The sequence below is a fragment of the Pseudarthrobacter sp. PH31-O2 genome (genome assembly GCF_030063265.1).
Taxonomy (GTDB): Bacteria; Actinomycetota; Actinomycetes; order Actinomycetales; family Micrococcaceae; genus Arthrobacter.
In genome coordinates this window covers 29,282-45,956 of record NZ_JASIST010000014.1, presented here as the reverse complement: position 1 = coordinate 45,956, position 16,675 = coordinate 29,282, and the positions used below count along the sequence as shown (strand labels likewise).

Sequence of the window (16,675 nt, the reverse complement as noted above, 5' to 3'; positions counted from 1 at the left end):
AATCGCTTGAGAAGGCTCTTGACCTCGGCGTAGCCCGCGTGAACCTGGGCACCGCCGCCCTGGAGAACCCGGAGTGGACCGCCCGGGTGATCGAGCGCTTTGGTGACAAGATCGCCGTCGGCCTGGACGTCCGCGGCACCACACTGGCCGGCCGCGGCTGGACCAAGGAAGGCGGGGACCTCTGGGACGTCCTCGGACGCCTCGAGGAAGCCGGTTGCTCCCGCTACGTCGTCACCGACGTCACCAAGGACGGCACCCTGCAGGGGCCCAACGTGGAACTGCTGCGCCAGATGGTGGAGAAGACCGGCAAACCCGTTGTAGCCTCGGGCGGGATTTCCAGCCTCGAGGACCTCAAGGTCCTGCGCTCCCTCGTGCCGCTCGGCGTCGAAGGCGCGATCGTCGGCAAGGCCCTCTACAACGGCAATTTCACCCTGCCTGAAGCCCTCGACGCCGCCGGCCGCCGCTAGCGCGCGCGCAGCATGGAGCACCTCTCCGGGGAAGAGCGCACGCCTGGTGACCGGGCCCCGGCACGGCCGCTGCCCGGTCATATCGCGGCGGCCCTGGCCGGCGCCGGCGGTCCGACAGACTCGGCAGGCCAGCCCTGGTCCGGCCGCACCTTGGCCGGCGAAGCTGCCAGCGTGCACAACTTCGAGAACGACGACGGCGCAGCCGACGCCGGTTACCTCGCGGCGCTGACCGCACTGGCCGCCGGCGCCGGCGACGAAGCGGCGGTGGTGGCCGCGCTGTCGACCGCGCGGGTGTTTGTGCCGATTCTCGCCACGCTCGCCGAAGAAGGCGTTGGCGTTGCGGACCTGCATTCAGACAAGCAGGCCGATATGGCCCTCGTGACCCTCAAGGCGCCCGACGGCCGGACGGCGATGCCGGTGTTCACGTCCGCCGCTTCGCTCGCCGCCTGGCACCCGCATGCTCGCCCGGTGGCGGTCCATGCCGCCCGCGCGGCACTCTCCGCGGTCGCTGAGGGCGCGGAACTGCTGGTGCTGGACCCGGGTTCTCCGATCACCTTTGTGGTTCGGCGGCCGGCAGTGTGGGCCCTCGCGCAGCAGCGGGGCTGGACACCGTCCTATGCTGATCCGGAGCTGGCCCGGAGCCTTGGGGCGGCCGCCGTTGGCTTTCCTGCCGTTCGGCGGGTGGAAATTCATTGTGGCGGCGGAGTCGCCTCGCTTGCGGCCGATGGAAGGCAGCTTCCCGGCGGCGGCTCCGGCCCGGAACTCCGGGTGCTGCTGTACCTTGAAGACGGACTCGACGCCGCCGGCGTCCAGGCCATCGTGTCCGGTCTTAATGACGCCTGGGCGCGGAATGAAGTTTTTGCCGAGCGGGTTGACTCGATCGAAGTCAAACTGCAGCGCGCGGCGGAATAGGCCCCGGCCGGCGGGGGAGACTCCGCCGGCCCGGGCACGACCAGTAAGGATGTGATCCGTGAACTTCGCGATATACCGGGAGTTGCTGGCCGTTCAGCCGATCAGGCGGCTCCTGCTGATCGGAATGGTGGCCCGCATCCCGCACTCCGCTGCCGGCGTCTTACTGACCCTGCACATTGTGCTGACCCTCGGCCAAGGCTATGCGGCTGCCGGGGCAGCGGCCGCGGTGATGACAATTGGCATTGCCGTCGGTGCACCCTGGCGAGGACGGCGGGTAGATACTGTCGGGCTGCGCCGCGCGCTTATTCCCTCCGTCGTCTCTGAGGCGGTCATCTGGTCAGTGGTGCCGCACGTGTCCTACGAAGTGCTTTTGCCGCTGGTCTTTGTTGGTGGCCTGCTGACGCTGCCGATCTTCAGTGTGGTGCGCCAGTCCCTCGGCGTGCTGGCCTCCGGCGAACAGCGCCGGACGGCCTTCGCCCTGGACGCCATCTCCACCGAGTTGGTCTTTATGATCGGACCCGCAGCGGGTGCCCTGGTCGCGACCGCCGGACAGTCGGTGTTGGGGCTGACAATTGTCGGCATTGCCACCTCGGTTTCCGGGCTCTTCCTGATGTGGTTCAACCCGCCGACCCGCAGTGCCGAGTCTGACGGTGAGTCCGATGCGGTCTTTGGCGCCAGCCAGCAGGACGCCGCCGAAGCCGCCGTCGTGGCAGCCGCCCCGGCGCACCTGCAGGAAGCCGCGGCCGAATTCGTCCCGCTTGCCGCCGCGGAGGACAGGCGGCTGGCGCCGGCCGGGCTCCGGCGCAGGGTCATCCACAATTTCAGCTGGTTCACCACCGCGGTCGCCGCGGTCTTCGCAGTTGCCGGCGGTGCCGGGATGGTCCTGAGCGGCACCGACGTCGGGATCGTGGCCGCCCTCGAAACCGGTGGCCACCAGGGTGAGATCGGACTGGTCTTCTTTTTCTGGTGCGCCGCGTCGGTGATCGGTGGTTTGCTGTATGGCGCCATGCACCGGCCGATCTCGCCGATCCTGCTGCTCCTTGGTATGTCCGCACTGACCATCCCGATGTCCTTGGCGCAGGACACCTGGACACTCAGCATCCTTTCGCTGCTGCCGGGACTGTTGTGCGCGCCGGTGCTGTCGGCCGCCTCGGAGAAGGTTGCCGAGCTCGTCGACGAGCGGCGCCGCGGCGAGGCGATGGGCTGGTACGGCTCGGCGCTGACCGGCGGCGTCGCGTTCGGCGCACCGCTTGCCGGGGTCTTTATCGACGGCGTCGGGCCCACCACCGGATTCCTGGCGGTCGGGGCGGGCGGGGTGCTCCTGTGCCTCGTGGGCCTGGTGCTGCAGCAACGCCGCCGCCGGCGCCTCGCTTCAGCCTGAGCCCCGGCCGGGACGGACCGCCGCTGGCCCGGCAGTTGCATGGACGACGGCTTTAACGGGGACGGCGGGCGGACCACAATGGTCTGCCCGCCGTCCCCGCGTACTCGCTGGTTTGCCGGTGGTGCCTAGTTGACTGCGCCGGTGTATTTTTCGCCCGGACCCTTGCCCGGGGCGTCCGGGATGACGGACTCTTCTCGGAAGGCCAGCTGCAGGGACCGCAGCCCGTCGCGCAACGGTCCGGCGTGCTGGGAACCGATTTCAGGCGCCGCCGCGGTGACGAGTCCGGCCAGCGCCGTGATCAGTTTGCGTGCCTCGTCAAGGTCCTTGAGTTCGTCGGCGTTCTCTTCGGCGGCCAGCCCAAGCTTCACTGCTGCGGCACTCATCAGGTGCACTGCGGCGGTGGTGATGACTTCGATTGCGGGCACCTCGGAGATGTCGCGGATCTGCTGTGAAACGTCGCCTTGGGCGTCGGCGGGCTCGTAAACGTGTGAATTACGCTCTGATGTGCTCATGCTGGTAAGCTTGTCACAGACCGACTGATTGTCGTTATTCCACTGTTTGCGCCGTTAGTTCACCGCTGCGGCCCAGCGTCGGGACAAGTCCGAACCCGCCATGCCCGTCATGGAGGTGCGTCGGACGGAATTTGTTCTGTAGAATCGATTTTCAGTTTGCAAGCGGAGTTCTCTCCCACCCGCGTCAGCCGCTCTCCTTCGGGAAGCTTCGCAAGAAGTAAGGTTGCCGGGTACCTGGTCGGGCATTCTTCCCGGGCGTCAGCCCGGCAGGATGTATGCCGCCTCATTCGAGGCCGGCAGCGCCGATCTTCGAGGCCTTCGATTGCTCCGGCAATTGGGGGCCTTCTCTTTTTGCCGGTGGAATACCCCCTTACGAACACAGGAGCCTTAACATTAGCGAGCCAAGAATCAATGAGCGTATCCGCGTCCCCGAGGTGCGGCTGGTCGGCCCTGCAGGCGAACAAGTAGGCGTTGTCCGTATTGAGGATGCCCTGCGTTTGGCTGCCGAGTCCGATCTTGATCTCGTTGAAGTTGCACCGCAGGCCAAGCCTCCGGTGTGCAAGCTGATGGACTTCGGCAAGTACAAGTACGAAGCCGCCGTCAAGGCACGTGAAGCCCGGAAGAACCAGACCAACACGGTCCTGAAGGAAATTCGCTTTCGCCTGAAGATTGACACCCACGACTACGAGACGAAGCGCGGCCACGCGCTCCGCTTCCTCGGCGCCGGAGACAAGGTCAAGGCCATGATCCAGTTCCGAGGCCGTGAGCAGCAGCGTCCCGAGATGGGCATCCGTTTGCTCCAGCGCTTCGCGGACGACGTCGCCGAGGTTGGCGTCGTGGAGTCCAGTCCCCGGATCGACGGCCGCAACATGGTCATGGTCGTTGGCCCGCTCAAGAACAAGGCAGAAGCCAAGGCAGAAGCCCGCCGGGCGTCGCAGCGGGCGGACGCCAAAGCCGAGAACGAAGCCAAAGCTTCAGGCCGCGTCGAAACCTCGGCACCTGATGCACCCTTGACCCAGTCGCTCGCGGATCTTCTTCCCGAGGGCTACCAGGTCCGGACCGAGGCGCCAGCAGCTGAGGAGGCCGTGCCAGCGGCTCCGGCCACGGAAGCCCTGGCAGCGGAAACCGTCCCCGACGTCGTCGAAGAGCCGGCGGAAACGGTCAAGGCTGACGCCGTCGCGGCCGACGCTGCCAAAACCGCCGAGGCTCCGGCCGCCGCGGCAGAGAAGGCCCCGGCTGCTAAGGCTGCCGTCCAGGAAAAGCCGAAGCAGGAGGCCGCCAAGGCCGCTCCGAAGCGTGAGGCGCCCAAGGCCGCCGCCAAGCCGGCAGTTAGCAAGGCCCCGGCAGCGCCCAAGGCCGCAGCCACGGCTCCGGAGGCTCCCGCGGCCGCTCCGGCGGCAGCACCGAAGCCGGTTGCTGCCCCCAAGCCGATCCCGCGGCCCTCGGCACCGAAGCCGGCCGCCCGGCCGGCCGCTCCAAAGGCAGCTGTCAAGCCGGCCGCCAAGAAGACCAACTAGTTCAGGGCTGCCGGACAGCAACGTCCGGCAGCAAGCAACCAGCACGCCGCCCGCAGGGGCGGCTGCACGAAAGACTGCAGACCCTGTCTGCGGATACGTTAGGAGATCGGTTCCCATGCCGAAGATGAAGACCCACAGTGGTGCTAAGAAGCGCTTCAAGCTGACCGGCAGCGGCAAGCTGCGCCGCCAGCAGGCTAACCGCCGCCACTACCTCGAGCACAAGTCCTCCAGGCTGACCCGCCGCCTCGCCGGCGACAAGATCGTCTTCAAGGGCGACGCCAAGGTCATCCGGAAGATGCTCGGCATCTAAGTTCCAAGTTCTCTGACTATTGCCACCTGGCAGTAGTCAACTACCAAAAAGGCTTCTCAGGCCAGCCGGTTTCTCCGGCAGTAGATGCTTGGGATCAGATTTTCTAAGGAGTACGCACGTGGCACGTGTGAAGAGGGCGGTCAACGCCCACAAGAAGCGCCGGGTTATTCTTGAGCGCGCCAAGGGCTACCGTGGACAGCGTTCACGCCTGTACCGCAAGGCCAAAGAGCAGCTGCTGCACTCGTTTGTGTACAGCTACGGTGACCGCAAAAAGAAGAAGGGCGACTTCCGCCGCCTCTGGATCCAGCGCATCAATGCTGCCTCCCGCGCCAATGGCCTGACCTACAACCGTCTGATCCAGGGCCTGAAGGCCGCTGAGGTCGAGGTTGACCGCCGGATGCTGGCCGAACTTGCCGTCTCCGACGCCAACGCCTTCGCCGCTCTTGTCAAGATCGCCAAGGACTCGCTGCCCGCCGACACGTCAGCTCCGGCCGTGCAGGCCGAAGCTGCACCGGCCGCTTCGAAGCCGGCTGCGAAGAAGGCCCCCGCCAAGAAGGCCGCTGCCAAGCCGGCCGCCGACACGGCTGCCAAGTAGTACCTGAGCTCGTTCACGGACTACCGCGTTCAAGAACCGGCTCGAAAAGCTACTAAGGTTCTTATATGAACGAAACCGGGCGCCCGCAAGATGATGTACTTTCCAACCCTCGAGCTGATCGAGTGAGGAAGGTGGCACAACTTGCCGGGCGCCCGGCCCGTTTAAAGCGCCGCGAGTTCCTGGCCGAGGGGCCGCAGGCGGTCCGGGAGGCCTTGGTGCTGCACCGGAAGAGGCTGGCCGCGGGGGAGCCGGGCATTGTCTATGAGGTTTACGCGAGCGAGTCCTGCCTGGATCGGCACCCTGACCTGGAGACACTCGCCGAGGGCACCACAGCCTTTTTAGCCACCGACGAAGTCCTCGCCGCGATGGCGGATACGGTGACCCCGCAGGGTGTGCTCGCGGTCTGCGGCTTCCTCGATGTGAGCCTGGAGACGGTACTTGACGCCGGCCCGCGGCTGGTGGCGGTGTTGTGTGAGGTCCGCGACCCGGGTAACGCCGGCACCGTTCTGCGGGCAGCGGACGCGGCCGGCGCGGATGCTGTTGTCCTCACCGCTTCCAGTGTGGACATCTACAATCCCAAGGCGGTCCGATCGACGGCCGGGTCACTCTTTCATCTGCCAGTGGTGCTTGGTGCCGAGCCCGGGGAGCTGGCGGCCCGCTGCAAGGAACGTGGCATCGGAGTTCTCGCCGCAGACGGCGGAGGGGAACTTAATCTGGACCGGCTCCAGGACCAGAACGCTGCCCGCCGGCTGGGCGCACCGGCACCTGACGCCGGGTACGCGCTGGAAAGCCCGACGGCATGGCTCTTCGGCAACGAAGCCCAAGGGCTCTCCGATGAAGAGCTCGCCCTGGCCGACCACCGGGTGGCCGTGCCGGTCTACGGCGCGGCTGAAAGCCTCAATCTGGGGACCGCGGCAACCGTCTGCCTCTACGCCAGTGCCCGCTCGCAGCAAGACGTCGGAGCCCCGCAGAGCTAAGCCCCGCAGAGTCAGGCTCACAGAGTCAGGGACCGCGGGGCCGCTCCCGGTCCCGTGGCTACAACGAGCAGGGCACAAAAGTACGGCGGGGGTCCACCGCAAGGTGGGCTCCCGCCGTTGTGCCGGTGTAGTTATGTGGTCTTGTTGCGCCCCGTGATGGCGCCGTAGACGCCGGCAACCACCAGGCCGCCGACAATGGCCAGGACCCAGGAACCGAGGTTCCAGAATTCCATCTTGCCGCCGCCGAAGAGCAGGTCGCCGATCCATCCGCCGACAATAGCGCCGACAACGCCGAGTACAAGACTGGTAACCCAGCCGCCGCCGACACTGCCAGGCATAACTGCCTTGACGATTGCACCTACTATGAGTCCGAGAATGATCCAGCCAAGAAAGCCCATTACTCCTCCTACATATTCGTCGGCATCCAAAGGGTGAATCCCGATTATGGCTTCAAGCTAACATAGGCCGGTTTGCTTGTCAGTAGCCGCACACCCAATTGTTATTTGCCCCGCCGGACCGGTCGCCCCGGGTGCTGGCGGCGGGGCAAGAGCAGGTACGGTATTCCTTGTGGGCGCGCGCATCGGCCGGAGTCCACCACCTTCCCAAACCCCTTAGAAGAGGCTCTCTTGGCTGCAAATGGCGGTACCAAGGCGATTGTTGCGGCGCTTGCCGCCAACCTGACTATCGCCGTCCTGAAATTCGTCGCGTACTTCCTGACTTTTTCCTCATCAATGCTGGCCGAAGCGATCCACTCGCTCGCGGACTCCGGCAACCAGCTCCTGCTGCTGGTGGGCGGCAAGCGTGCCAAACGGGCGGCAAGTCCGGAGCATCCGTTCGGATACGGCCGGGAGCGCTACATCTACGCCTTTATCGTCTCAATCGTGCTGTTCAGCGTGGGCGGCCTCTTTGCTTTGTATGAAGCGTGGGGAAAGCTCCAGCACCCACACGCCATCGAAGGTGCGTTCTGGTGGGTCCCGCTCGCCGTCCTGATCGGTGCCGTCATCGCGGAGTCGTTTTCGTTCCGGACAGCCGTCATCGAATCCAATCCCCTCCGCGGCAAGCAGGGCTGGGTCAAGTTCATCCGCAGCGCCAAGCAGCCGGAGTTGCCCGTTATCCTGCTCGAGGACTTCGGCGCGCTTGTGGGCCTGTTCTTCGCGCTCTTGGGCGTCAGCCTGACCCTGCTCACCGGAAACGGCATCTGGGATGCCCTGGGTACTGCGATGATCGGCTTCCTGCTGGTTGCCATCGCCGCTGTGCTTGCCATCGAAACCAAGTCACTGCTGCTCGGTGAATCGGCCACGAAGGACGACGTCACCAGGATCCGGGTGGCCATCGAATCCGACGGCACCTCGATCATCCACCTCAAGACCCTGCACTTGGGTCCGGAGGAACTGCTCGTCGCGGCGAAGATCAGCATCGGCAGCTCCGACACCGGCCGGGAAATCGCTGCGGCTATCGACAGTGCCGAGACCCGGATCCGGCAAGCTGTTCCGATCGCGCGGGTTATCTACCTTGAACCGGACCTCCAGCGCGTCAACGCCACCTGACCGGTCATGATGCTGAGGGGCCGCTGATCCGGGAACCGCAGTGCGGCTACCGGACCAGCGGCCTCTTGCGTTCCACCCGTCCGCTGATGAGGGCGATTCCAAGGCCCAGCAGCGCCAGCACGGCTCCGACCAGCGCGGGAGCGACGTACCCCCAGCCCCAGGCGATGACAAGCCCACCCAGGAATGCGCCCAAGGCGTTGGCCACATTAAGGGCCGCATGGTTGAGCGAGGAAGCCAGCGACGGGGCGTCGGGAGAAGCGTCCAGCAGCCGCGTCTGCAGGGCCGGGACAAGCATGGCGCCGGCCGCGCCGACCACGAAGACCATCAGGTACGCGGACCACGGCCAATGCACGGCCACCGCGTAGGCCACAAGTGCCGCGGCAATGCCCGGCAGCACCCAGTAGATCGTTCCCATCACTGACTTGTCCGCGATCCGGCCGCCAACGATGTTCCCGACCACCATGCCCACCCCGTACAGCGCGACAACGGCCGGGAGCCAGGCCGAGGGAATGCCCGCCACGGAGGTCATGGTGTGCGCAATGTAGGTATAGGTGGCGAAGAAACCGCCAAAGCCGACGACGCCAATCAGGATCGCCAGCCAGACCTGGAGCCGTTTAAGGGCGCCCAGCTCACGGCGGAAGCTCGCATCGGCGTGCGGCTTCTGGAACGGCACAAACTTTGAAAGCATCACCAGGGTCAGCACGCCGATCCCGCCGACCAGCAGGAACAGCAGCCGCCAGCCATACGTCTGGCCCAGCCAGGTGCCGAACGGTACGCCGATGACATTGGCGACGGTCAGGCCGGCCATCACCATCGAAATAGCCCAGCCGCGCCGGGTCGGGGCGACCAGTGACGCCGCAATCACCGCAGCAACACCAAAGAAGGCGCCGTGCGGCAACCCCGCCGCGAAGCGGGAAAGCAGCATAGTGCCGTAATCGGGGGCGATGAAGGAGCTGAGGTTGGCGACGCTGAAAAAGAGCATAAGCCCCAGGGCCAGATACTTCCGCGGGAGCTTGGCGCCGACGGCGGCCAGCACAGGGGCGCCAACCACCACACCGAGGGCATACGCGGAGATCAAATGGCCGGCCTCCGGCGTGCTGATGTTCAGGCCCTGCTCGATTTCCTTCAGCAGGCCCATCATCGTGAATTCCGTGGTGCCGATGCCGAATCCGCCCATGGCGAGGGAAACGATGGCTAGGGAAACAGTGCGGGTGCCGGTCTTGGGCGTCGCCGGTGTTCGTGCGGTGATTGTCATTCGTCTGCTTTTCGGGGACGTTCCCGGGTGGAACCAGGAGGGTGCGGCAAGTTAAATATGATCTGCGGTCTGATGAGTTGAACGGGGCGGGCGGGCCGGGTATTCCAGGTCCGCAGCCACCGGCCGGTTCCATTCTCTCCCACGTGTGCCCTGCCCCTAGACTTGGTCGCGTGACTGGACTCATCAACGTTGTCGGCGGCGCAGTACTGGACTCCCTCGCCGAACCTGGCCGGCTGCTTGTGGCCCGGCGGACGGCGCCCCCGCAGTTCGCCGGCATGTGGGAGTTTCCCGGCGGCAAGGTCGAGTCCGGCGAGACGCCCGAACAGGCCCTGCACCGGGAATTGCGGGAGGAACTTGGAGTCCGGGTCAGGCTGGGAGCAGAACTCGCTGCGGGCGCGGCGGAGGGCTGGCCGCTTAACGAACGTGCCGTGATGCGGGTCTGGTTCGCAGAGCTTCTCGGCGGCGATCCGCGTCCGCTCCAAGACCACGACGAGCTGCGCTGGGTCGATCTGCAGGACCGCGGCGCCGTGCTGGCCCTGGACTGGATCCCGGCCGATTTGCCCATTGTGGAGGCGCTGCTGACAGCCGTGGAGGGCCGGAAAGACGCAGCGGCGCCGGGGCCCTGAGACCGCCGGTGTTGTGCTTCGCTTCGGGCGCCCCGGACGTGACATGGAGGCCCTGAAAACCGTCCAGGTGAGCTGCGGGTGACGCGCCGCCGATCCCCGCCTGCGGAGCCCGCCCCTCGCCAAAGGGTGAAGCGTGTGCCTACTCTGAAGCCATTCGAGAGGAGTTGCCAGTGCTGGTGGGTGTCAGGCGGGAACAACGCACGGGGGAGCGACGGGTTGCCGCGACGCCGGAGACCGTGCGCCAGCTAATGGATCTTGGCCTCGATCTGGTGGTGGAGAGCCAGGCCGGTACCGCGGCCGGGTACGGCAATGCCGCCTACGCCGCGGCGGGAGCGTCAATTGTTCCGGAGCTGACGGCAGCATCACTGGATGTCTTGCTGCACGTCCGGCCGCTTGAACCGGAGACAGCCCGGGAACTCCGCCCGGGCACGGTGACTATTGGCTTCGCCTCTCCGGGGTCGGAACTGCCCGGAGTGGACGCCCTCGCGGGCGCCGGGGTGACCTCGTTTGCGCTGGAACTGGTGCCGCGCATCTCCCGGGCCCAGTCGATGGACGCGCTCAGTTCCCAGGCGCTGGTCTCCGGCTACCGGGCGGTGCTCGAGGCCGCGGTGCGCTATCCCCGCTTCTTTCCGTTGTACATGACCGCGGCGGGGACGATCCCGCCCGCCAGGGTCCTGGTTCTGGGGGCCGGAGTCGCCGGGCTGCAGGCCATTGGTACGGCTAAACGCCTTGGGGCCAGGGTTTCGGCCAACGACATCCGGGCCGCCTCAGCGGAAGAAGTCGCCTCGATGGGTGGCACCTTCATCCAGCTCGATCTTGACGCCGCGGACGGCGGTGGCGGCTACGCCCGTGAGCTGGGCGAGGACCGGGCCATACGCCAGCGCGCCCTGCTGGCCCCGCACGTCGGGGCGGCGGATATCCTCATCACTACCGCCGCCATCCCCGGCCGCGCAGCTCCTTTGCTGGTAACTACAGAAATGGTGGGAGCCATGCGGGCCGGTTCGGTCGTTGTTGACCTTGCGGCGGAATCCGGCGGGAACGTCGAAGGAGTCATCGCCGGGCAGGACCTCCAGATCCCGGTGGACGGCGGTTCCGTTACGCTGGTGGGCCTGCAGGACGCGGCTTCCTCGATGCCCTCCGATGCTTCCCGGCTTTTCGCCCAAAACGTCGCGAACCTGCTGGCCCTGATGACCACAGAGGGAAAAGTTGTTCCGGATTTCGACGACGAAGTTGTCGCCGGCGCCTGCCTCACCCACGGCGGGGCCGTCCGGCACGCCGCCACCGCCGGCGCGCTGGAGGCACTCAGATGATGGATCCGGTCACCCTGCTGACGGTAGTGGTGCTCGCCGTCTTTGTTGGGTTCGAAGTTGTGTCGAAGGTCACCAGCAAGCTGCATACTCCGCTGATGTCCGGCGCCAACGCCATCCATGGCATCATCCTGGTTGGCGCCATCATCGTGGCCGGCCAGGCGGACGACCCCTGGCTGCTTATGGTTGCACTCCTCGCTGTGGTGCTGGCAACGTCCAATTTGGTCGGCGGATTTGTGGTAACGGACCGGATGCTCGAAATGTTCGGCAGCCGGAAACCTGTCCGGCGCAGCGACCGTCCGCGGCGGGACGGCCCATGAGCGTCCTCAGCCCGATGTGGACCTCCCTGTTTTACCTGGCGGCCGCGGTGTGTTTCATTCTTGCGCTGAAGGGCCTCAGCTCACCGCGGACCGCGCGTCGAGGCAACACGATTGGAGCGGCCGGCGCCTTCGTGGCCGTCGCCACGGTCTTTCTTTCCGCGAAACTGGCAAACATCCCGCTGATCCTCGCCGCCATCGCCGTCGGGTCTGCCATCGCCGTTCCGGTGGCCCGGCGGGTGCAGATGACCCACATGCCGCAACTGGTGGCCTTGTTCAACGGCGTCGGCGGCGGAGCTGCTGCGCTGGTGGCAGTGCTGGAACTGGGCCACAGCGGCGATTACTGGGTGCGGGTGGCCGTGGTCTTCACCATGTTGATCGGCGCTGTGTCTTTTGCCGGCTCAGCCGTGACTGTGGGCAAGCTCCAGGAGCTGATCAGCACCCGTCCGCTGCTGTTCCCGGGTATGCCGGCGGTGATGGGCGCCGTGGTGCTGGGCGCCGTCACCGCCGGCACCCTTGTGGTCGGTTCGGGTTCAACCGGCTGGGCGGCCGCGCTGCTGGCAGTGGGCCTGGCCGGGGGACTCCTGCTGGTGCTGCCCGTCGGCGGGGCCGACGTGCCAATAGTCATTTCGTTGCTGAACGCCTTTACCGGCCTCGCGGTTGCAGCATCCGGCATTGTGCTTGGCAACGTCCTGCTGGTGGTGGCCGGCACCCTGGTGGGGGCCAGCGGCACCCTGCTGACCAAGGCGATGGCCGCCGCGATGGGCCGGGGCGTCGCCGGCATTATATTCGGGGCCTTCCGGGGCGGGTCGACGGCGGGATCCACAGTGCAGAGCGACCGCCCGGTGCGCTCGTCCTCGCCCGAAGACGTCGCGGTCCAGCTTGGCTACGCCCAGCGGGTCGTGATCGTGCCCGGCTACGGACTCGCCGTCGCCCAGGGCCAACACACGATCGCCGAGCTTGCCACGGCCCTGGCGGCCCGCGGCGTTGAAGTGGTTTTTGCCATCCACCCGGTGGCCGGGCGGATGCCGGGCCACATGAATGTGTTGCTCGCGGAAGCAAACGTTCCATACGAGGCGTTAAAAGAGCTGGCAGAAGCCAACCCGGAGTTCCCGAACACCGACGTCGCCCTGGTTGTGGGCGCTAACGACGTTGTTAACCCTGCCGCCAAATCCACGCCCGGGGCGCCGATCTACGGGATGCCCATCCTGGAGGTTTCGCTGGCCGGGCAGGTGGTGTTCCTCAAACGCTCGATGCGGCCGGGTTTCGCCGGGATTGAGAACGAGCTGCTCTTTGATGCCAAAACGACGCTGCTCTTTGGAGACGCCAAGGACTCACTCACCCGGATCCTGGGCGCCGTGAAGGAACTCTAGAACAAGGTAGCCTGTGCAGCCGGCGTTGCTGACCGCTGGCCGGCGGCGACGGCTGCCGGTTCGGGGAGGCTCCCCTCGGGATACTGCGCTTCCTCGTCCCTGGGGTCACGGCTGCCGGGATCGTCGTTGAGGTCCCGGTGGCTGAAGCCCTGCGAGCCGGAGAACCCATGCCTGGCCTTGAAATACCGAATGCGGCCGGAGAGCCAGTCGCGGTACTCCTTGGCGGCGTAGGAACCGGTGCCGTAGAGCCGGCGGTACCTGCCGGCAAGCTGGGGGTGTTCCTTGGCGACCCACTGCATAAACCATTCCCGGGTGCCGGGCTTGAGGTATAGCGCCCCGGCCGTGACTCCGGTGGCGCCCGCCGAGGCCAGCGAAGCGAACAGGGAATCGAGGGCCTCGTCGCTGTCCGAGAGCCACGGCAGGATGGGCATAGCCATTACGCCGCAGGGCAGTCCGGCCTCCCGGAGCCGGGTAATCAGCTTCAGGCGGGCCCGGGGCCCGGGCGTACCGGGCTCGACTGCTTCGGCGAGGCGCTCGTCCGTCATCGCCAGTGAGATGCCCACGCCGACCGGGACCTGCGCAGCCGCATGCTTCAGCAGCGGGATGTCCCGGGCCAGCAAGGTGCCCTTCGTCAGGATTGACAGCGGAGTCCCGGAATCGGCGAGGGCACCTATGATCCCGGGCATCAGCCGGTACCGGCCTTCGGCCCGTTGGTAGGGATCGGTGTTGGTACCGAGAGCCACGTGCTGCCGGGCCCAGGAGGGCTTGGCCAATTCCCGGCGCAGGACCTCCGCGGCGTTGATTTTCACTACCACCTGGCTGTCAAAGTCCAGTCCGGCGTCGAAATCGAGGTAGGTGTGGCTTTTCCGGGCGAAACAGTAGACACACGCGTGGCTGCAGCCACGGTACGGGTTGATGGTCCATTCGAACGGCATTCGGGAACCGGCGGCCACTTTGTTGAGCACCGATTTAGCGGTGACCTCATGGAACGTGACGCCGGCGAATTCGGGGGTGGTCACGGAACGCACCAGCCCGAGCAGGGGCAGCAGGGCATCGGCGGCGGCCGGGGACCCGCCGGCGGCAACTGTGCCCTGCCCGGCGGCCGCCCAGTCTTCCGACGCCGGATTAAGTGCTTGCGCGTCCCATCTCATGGTTTCCATTCGAAGGTATGTTCGAGTTTAAGTCAAGGAGCCCCGCTGTATCCGGACGCCAGCGCGCCGTTGCAGTCCACCGCCGCCGGCCCGCACCGCTGCGCCCGTGGCAGGCTTAGCCGTGCAGCTCCCACACAACGCCGACCGTTGCGGTGACGGACGATTCTCCGGCCTCGACAGTAAGCGATTCCACCGCGGCGGCCCGCTGCATCGCCGCCCCGGGGAGTGGGGCTGCATGTCCGGACTGCTGGGTGAGCGAGATGACCTGTCCCAGCGACGTCCCGGCGAGCGAGGCGAAGTGCCCGGCCGTTGTGCGGGCGTCCAGCCAGGCGGCCTCACGGGCGCGGGCGTAGACGCCGGCGGGATCGGCGAAGCCGAGCTCCAGGCCGTTGAGCCGGACATCGTTGCCGCCGGCCGATACGGCCGCGGCGATGACCGCCGACGACGTTCCCAGCTCCCTGAGCCGGACACTCAGGACGCTGGACGCCAGGTAGCCGGCCACGACCTGGCCCCGGCCCTCCTGCCAGTTCACCTCGGCACGGACATTGAGCCCCGACGTGGTGATGTCCGGGTCCGCCACGCCGTACGAGCGCAGTGCCTCCGTGATCGCTGCCAGGACCCGGCCGGCGTCGCCGTACGCGGCGCCGACGCCCTCCCGGTGGCACTCGACCCCTATCGAAAGGGTAAGCATGTCGGGTTCGGCTTCCGCGCTGCCGGATCCGGTGACGGAGATGGTCCTGGGACTGTCGGTCATGTTATGCCTCGTTCTGTTCGGGGGCCGCCTGGGTTGGCTCCGGGTAGCCGCCGGCCAGCAGCCCGGCGTGCCGTTCGAAGACATTACCCGAGCCGGGGTTGCCGGTCCGGAGCTGGGACCAGGCTGCTGCCAGGAAATACAACGGCAGGAAAGGCAGGCCCAGGCAGCACGCGTACTGGGTGCTGTGGCGCTCCTCGTGCCCGAGCAGTTCCGGATTGGCGAGGGCGTTGCCGGGTCCGGCGCGGAAGAGCACCACATTGCCGACCGTAAAGGCCCCGGCCATTGGCCGCCGCCAGTGGTAGCCGGTGGCAAGCAGCAGCCCGCGGGGTCCACGGCGGACCGGGGCGCGGGCGCAGCCGGCGAGCAACAAGCCCAACGGGGTTGTTGCATTCAATACATTGGCCAGCTGCCGCAGCCGTTGTCCGGGCGTCATAAGGCCATGCTAGCCGGGACCCAGGTTCGGGCACCTGAGTGCGTTCAACTAGACTGTTGGGAAGTGTCCGCCGGAGTGATTTTGGCGGGCCCTGCCCTTTGTCAACGCGCCGGTACCTGCTCCTGTTGAAGGTCCTGCGCCCGTTGGCATGAACCGACTCGTAGCTAAGAACAGTAGATGACTGAAACTTTGCCGGGCGCCGGCGTCCCGAATCCCCTGGATGAAGCCGCCATCACCGCCGCCGTAGACCAGGCCGTTGCCGCTATTGCCGCCGCCTCCACGCTCGATGAACTCAAAGCCGTGCGGCTTGCCCACACCGGCGAGAAGTCCGCGCTGAGCCTCGCCAACCGTGAAATCGGCGGCCTGCCGAAGGACCAGAAGGCCGCCGCCGGCAAGCTGATGGGTGCCTCCCGCGGACGTGTCAACAAGGCGCTCGCGGACCGCACGGCCGAGCTCGAAGCCGAGAACGACGCACGCATCCTGGTCGAGGAGACGGTTGACGTCACGGCCGCTCCGCGCCGCCGTCGTGCCGGTGCACGCCACCCGCTGTCCACCCTGCAGGAACGCGTCGCTGACATCTTCGTTGGCATGGGCTGGGAAATCGCCGAAGGCCCCGAGGTCGAGTCCGAATGGTTCAACTTCGATGCGCTGAACTTCAAACCGGACCACCCCGCCCGCGAAATGCAGGACACCTTTTTTGTGGAGCCGCCCGAAGCCCACCTGCTGATGCGCACCCACACCTCCCCGGTGCAGGTCCGCTCCATGCTCGAACGCGAACTGCCGATTTACGTCCTGTGCCCCGGCAAGGTGTTCCGCACCGATGAGCTCGACGCCACGCACACGCCGGTCTTCCACCAGTTCGAGGGCCTCGCCATCGACAGGAAACTCAGCATGGCGGACCTCCGCGGCACCCTGGAGCACTTCGCGCGCCAGATGTTCGGCGACGAGGCCCAGATCCGGCTGCGCCCGAATTACTTTCCGTTCACCGAGCCCTCCGCCGAGCTGGACATCTGGCACCCGGAGGCCAAAGGCGGCCCCAGCTGGATCGAATGGGGCGGCTGCGGCATGGTCAACCCCAACGTGCTCCGCGCGGCCGGCATCGATCCGGACATCTATTCAGGTTTTGCCTTCGGCATGGGCATCGAGCGGACCCTGATGTTCCGCAACGAGGTCGGCGACATGCGCGACATGATCGAAGGCGACGTACGTTTCAGCGAGCACTTCGGGATGGAGATCTAACC

The 16,675-nt window shown here is 66.5% G+C and carries 19 protein-coding genes; 13 read left to right on the top strand and 6 right to left on the bottom strand.

Going from position 1 to position 16,675, the window contains the following annotated elements:
- From QMG72_RS16995 to QMG72_RS16985, 3 genes are all read left to right on the top strand, one after another.
- Window positions 1-467 (top strand): HisA/HisF-related TIM barrel protein (locus QMG72_RS16995; protein WP_283481212.1); only part of this gene is annotated, 467 nt, incomplete at its 5' end.
- 12 nt (window positions 468-479) lie between these two features.
- Complete coding sequence (locus QMG72_RS16990; protein WP_282359390.1) at window positions 480-1,379, top strand: SseB family protein; 900 nt, start codon at window positions 480-482, stop codon at window positions 1,377-1,379.
- Between the two features lie 58 nt (window positions 1,380-1,437).
- Entirely contained in the window at window positions 1,438-2,760 is a 1,323-nt protein-coding gene (locus QMG72_RS16985) for an MFS transporter (protein ID WP_226774190.1), read from the top strand.
- A gap of 125 nt (window positions 2,761-2,885) precedes the next feature.
- Here QMG72_RS16985 and QMG72_RS16980 read toward each other — a convergent pair whose 3' ends face one another.
- Window positions 2,886-3,272 carry a DUF1844 domain-containing protein gene (locus QMG72_RS16980; protein ID WP_226774191.1) on the bottom strand — a complete coding sequence of 129 codons (387 nt, stop codon included), beginning with the start codon at window positions 3,270-3,272 and terminating at the stop codon, window positions 2,886-2,888.
- A gap of 434 nt (window positions 3,273-3,706) precedes the next feature.
- Between QMG72_RS16980 and infC the strand changes: the two genes are divergently transcribed.
- The 4 genes from infC to QMG72_RS16960 all read left to right on the top strand — a co-directional run bounded on the left by infC (window position 3,707) and on the right by QMG72_RS16960 (window position 6,671).
- A complete protein-coding gene (gene infC, locus QMG72_RS16975; RefSeq protein ID WP_502934672.1) occupies window positions 3,707-4,789 on the top strand; it encodes a translation initiation factor IF-3 in 1,083 nt (360 codons plus the stop codon).
- Between the two features lie 115 nt (window positions 4,790-4,904).
- Window positions 4,905-5,099, top strand: coding sequence for a 50S ribosomal protein L35 (rpmI, locus tag QMG72_RS16970; RefSeq protein WP_009358635.1), 195 nt, complete (start codon window positions 4,905-4,907; stop codon window positions 5,097-5,099).
- A gap of 118 nt (window positions 5,100-5,217) precedes the next feature.
- The gene (gene rplT / locus QMG72_RS16965) at window positions 5,218-5,694 is read left to right on the top strand and encodes a 50S ribosomal protein L20 (protein ID WP_226774192.1); all 477 of its coding nucleotides are present in this window, start codon (window positions 5,218-5,220) and stop codon (window positions 5,692-5,694) included.
- A 65-nt stretch (window positions 5,695-5,759) separates the two neighbouring features.
- Window positions 5,760-6,671 (top strand): TrmH family RNA methyltransferase, encoded by a 912-nt coding sequence (locus QMG72_RS16960; protein ID WP_283481207.1) that lies wholly within the window; start codon window positions 5,760-5,762, stop codon window positions 6,669-6,671.
- A 131-nt stretch (window positions 6,672-6,802) separates the two neighbouring features.
- Here the strand turns inward: QMG72_RS16960 and QMG72_RS16955 are convergent, their stop codons facing one another.
- On the bottom strand, window positions 6,803-7,069 hold the full coding sequence (locus QMG72_RS16955; protein ID WP_253033207.1) for a GlsB/YeaQ/YmgE family stress response membrane protein: 267 nt from the start codon (window positions 7,067-7,069) through the stop codon (window positions 6,803-6,805).
- 228 nt (window positions 7,070-7,297) lie between these two features.
- On the opposite strand from QMG72_RS16955, the gene QMG72_RS16950 reads away from it, so the two are divergent.
- On the top strand, window positions 7,298-8,218 hold the full coding sequence (locus tag QMG72_RS16950) for a cation diffusion facilitator family transporter (RefSeq protein ID WP_226774195.1): 921 nt from the start codon (window positions 7,298-7,300) through the stop codon (window positions 8,216-8,218).
- Window positions 8,219-8,264: 46 nt separating this feature from the next.
- On the opposite strand, the gene QMG72_RS16945 is transcribed toward QMG72_RS16950, so the two are convergent.
- On the bottom strand, window positions 8,265-9,473 hold the full coding sequence (locus QMG72_RS16945; RefSeq protein WP_226774196.1) for an MFS transporter: 1,209 nt from the start codon (window positions 9,471-9,473) through the stop codon (window positions 8,265-8,267).
- Window positions 9,474-9,643: 170 nt separating this feature from the next.
- Between QMG72_RS16945 and QMG72_RS16940 the strand changes: the two genes are divergently transcribed.
- The 4 genes from QMG72_RS16940 to QMG72_RS16925 all read left to right on the top strand — a co-directional run bounded on the left by QMG72_RS16940 (window position 9,644) and on the right by QMG72_RS16925 (window position 13,096).
- Window positions 9,644-10,099: a (deoxy)nucleoside triphosphate pyrophosphohydrolase gene (locus QMG72_RS16940; RefSeq protein ID WP_226774731.1), complete on the top strand. Its 456-nt coding sequence runs from the start codon at window positions 9,644-9,646 to the stop codon at window positions 10,097-10,099.
- A 170-nt stretch (window positions 10,100-10,269) separates the two neighbouring features.
- On the top strand, window positions 10,270-11,409 hold the full coding sequence (locus QMG72_RS16935; protein WP_226774730.1) for a Re/Si-specific NAD(P)(+) transhydrogenase subunit alpha: 1,140 nt from the start codon (window positions 10,270-10,272) through the stop codon (window positions 11,407-11,409).
- Window positions 11,409-11,726 carry an NAD(P) transhydrogenase subunit alpha part 2 gene (locus QMG72_RS16930; protein WP_226774736.1) on the top strand — a complete coding sequence of 106 codons (318 nt, stop codon included), beginning with the start codon at window positions 11,409-11,411 and terminating at the stop codon, window positions 11,724-11,726. Before QMG72_RS16935 ends, QMG72_RS16930 begins: the two co-directional genes overlap by 1 nt.
- Window positions 11,723-13,096, top strand: a complete 1,374-nt coding sequence (locus QMG72_RS16925; RefSeq protein ID WP_282359394.1) for an NAD(P)(+) transhydrogenase (Re/Si-specific) subunit beta — start codon at window positions 11,723-11,725, stop codon at window positions 13,094-13,096. The genes QMG72_RS16930 and QMG72_RS16925 overlap by 4 nt, the downstream gene beginning before the upstream one ends.
- On the opposite strand, the gene QMG72_RS16920 is transcribed toward QMG72_RS16925, so the two are convergent.
- The 3 genes from QMG72_RS16920 to QMG72_RS16910 all read right to left on the bottom strand — a co-directional run bounded on the left by QMG72_RS16920 (window position 13,093) and on the right by QMG72_RS16910 (window position 15,434).
- Complete coding sequence (locus QMG72_RS16920; protein ID WP_226774735.1) at window positions 13,093-14,247, bottom strand: Rv2578c family radical SAM protein; 1,155 nt, start codon at window positions 14,245-14,247, stop codon at window positions 13,093-13,095. The genes QMG72_RS16925 and QMG72_RS16920 overlap by 4 nt on opposite strands.
- A 115-nt stretch (window positions 14,248-14,362) precedes the next feature.
- A complete protein-coding gene (locus tag QMG72_RS16915; protein ID WP_282359395.1) occupies window positions 14,363-15,001 on the bottom strand; it encodes an SIMPL domain-containing protein in 639 nt (212 codons plus the stop codon).
- Between the two features lies 1 nt (window position 15,002).
- Window positions 15,003-15,434 carry a hypothetical protein gene (locus QMG72_RS16910; protein WP_282359396.1) on the bottom strand — a complete coding sequence of 144 codons (432 nt, stop codon included), beginning with the start codon at window positions 15,432-15,434 and terminating at the stop codon, window positions 15,003-15,005.
- 177 nt (window positions 15,435-15,611) lie between these two features.
- On the opposite strand from QMG72_RS16910, the gene pheS reads away from it, so the two are divergent.
- Window positions 15,612-16,673: a phenylalanine--tRNA ligase subunit alpha gene (gene pheS / locus QMG72_RS16905; RefSeq protein ID WP_282359397.1), complete on the top strand. Its 1,062-nt coding sequence runs from the start codon at window positions 15,612-15,614 to the stop codon at window positions 16,671-16,673.
- Window positions 16,674-16,675 lie beyond the last annotated feature (2 nt).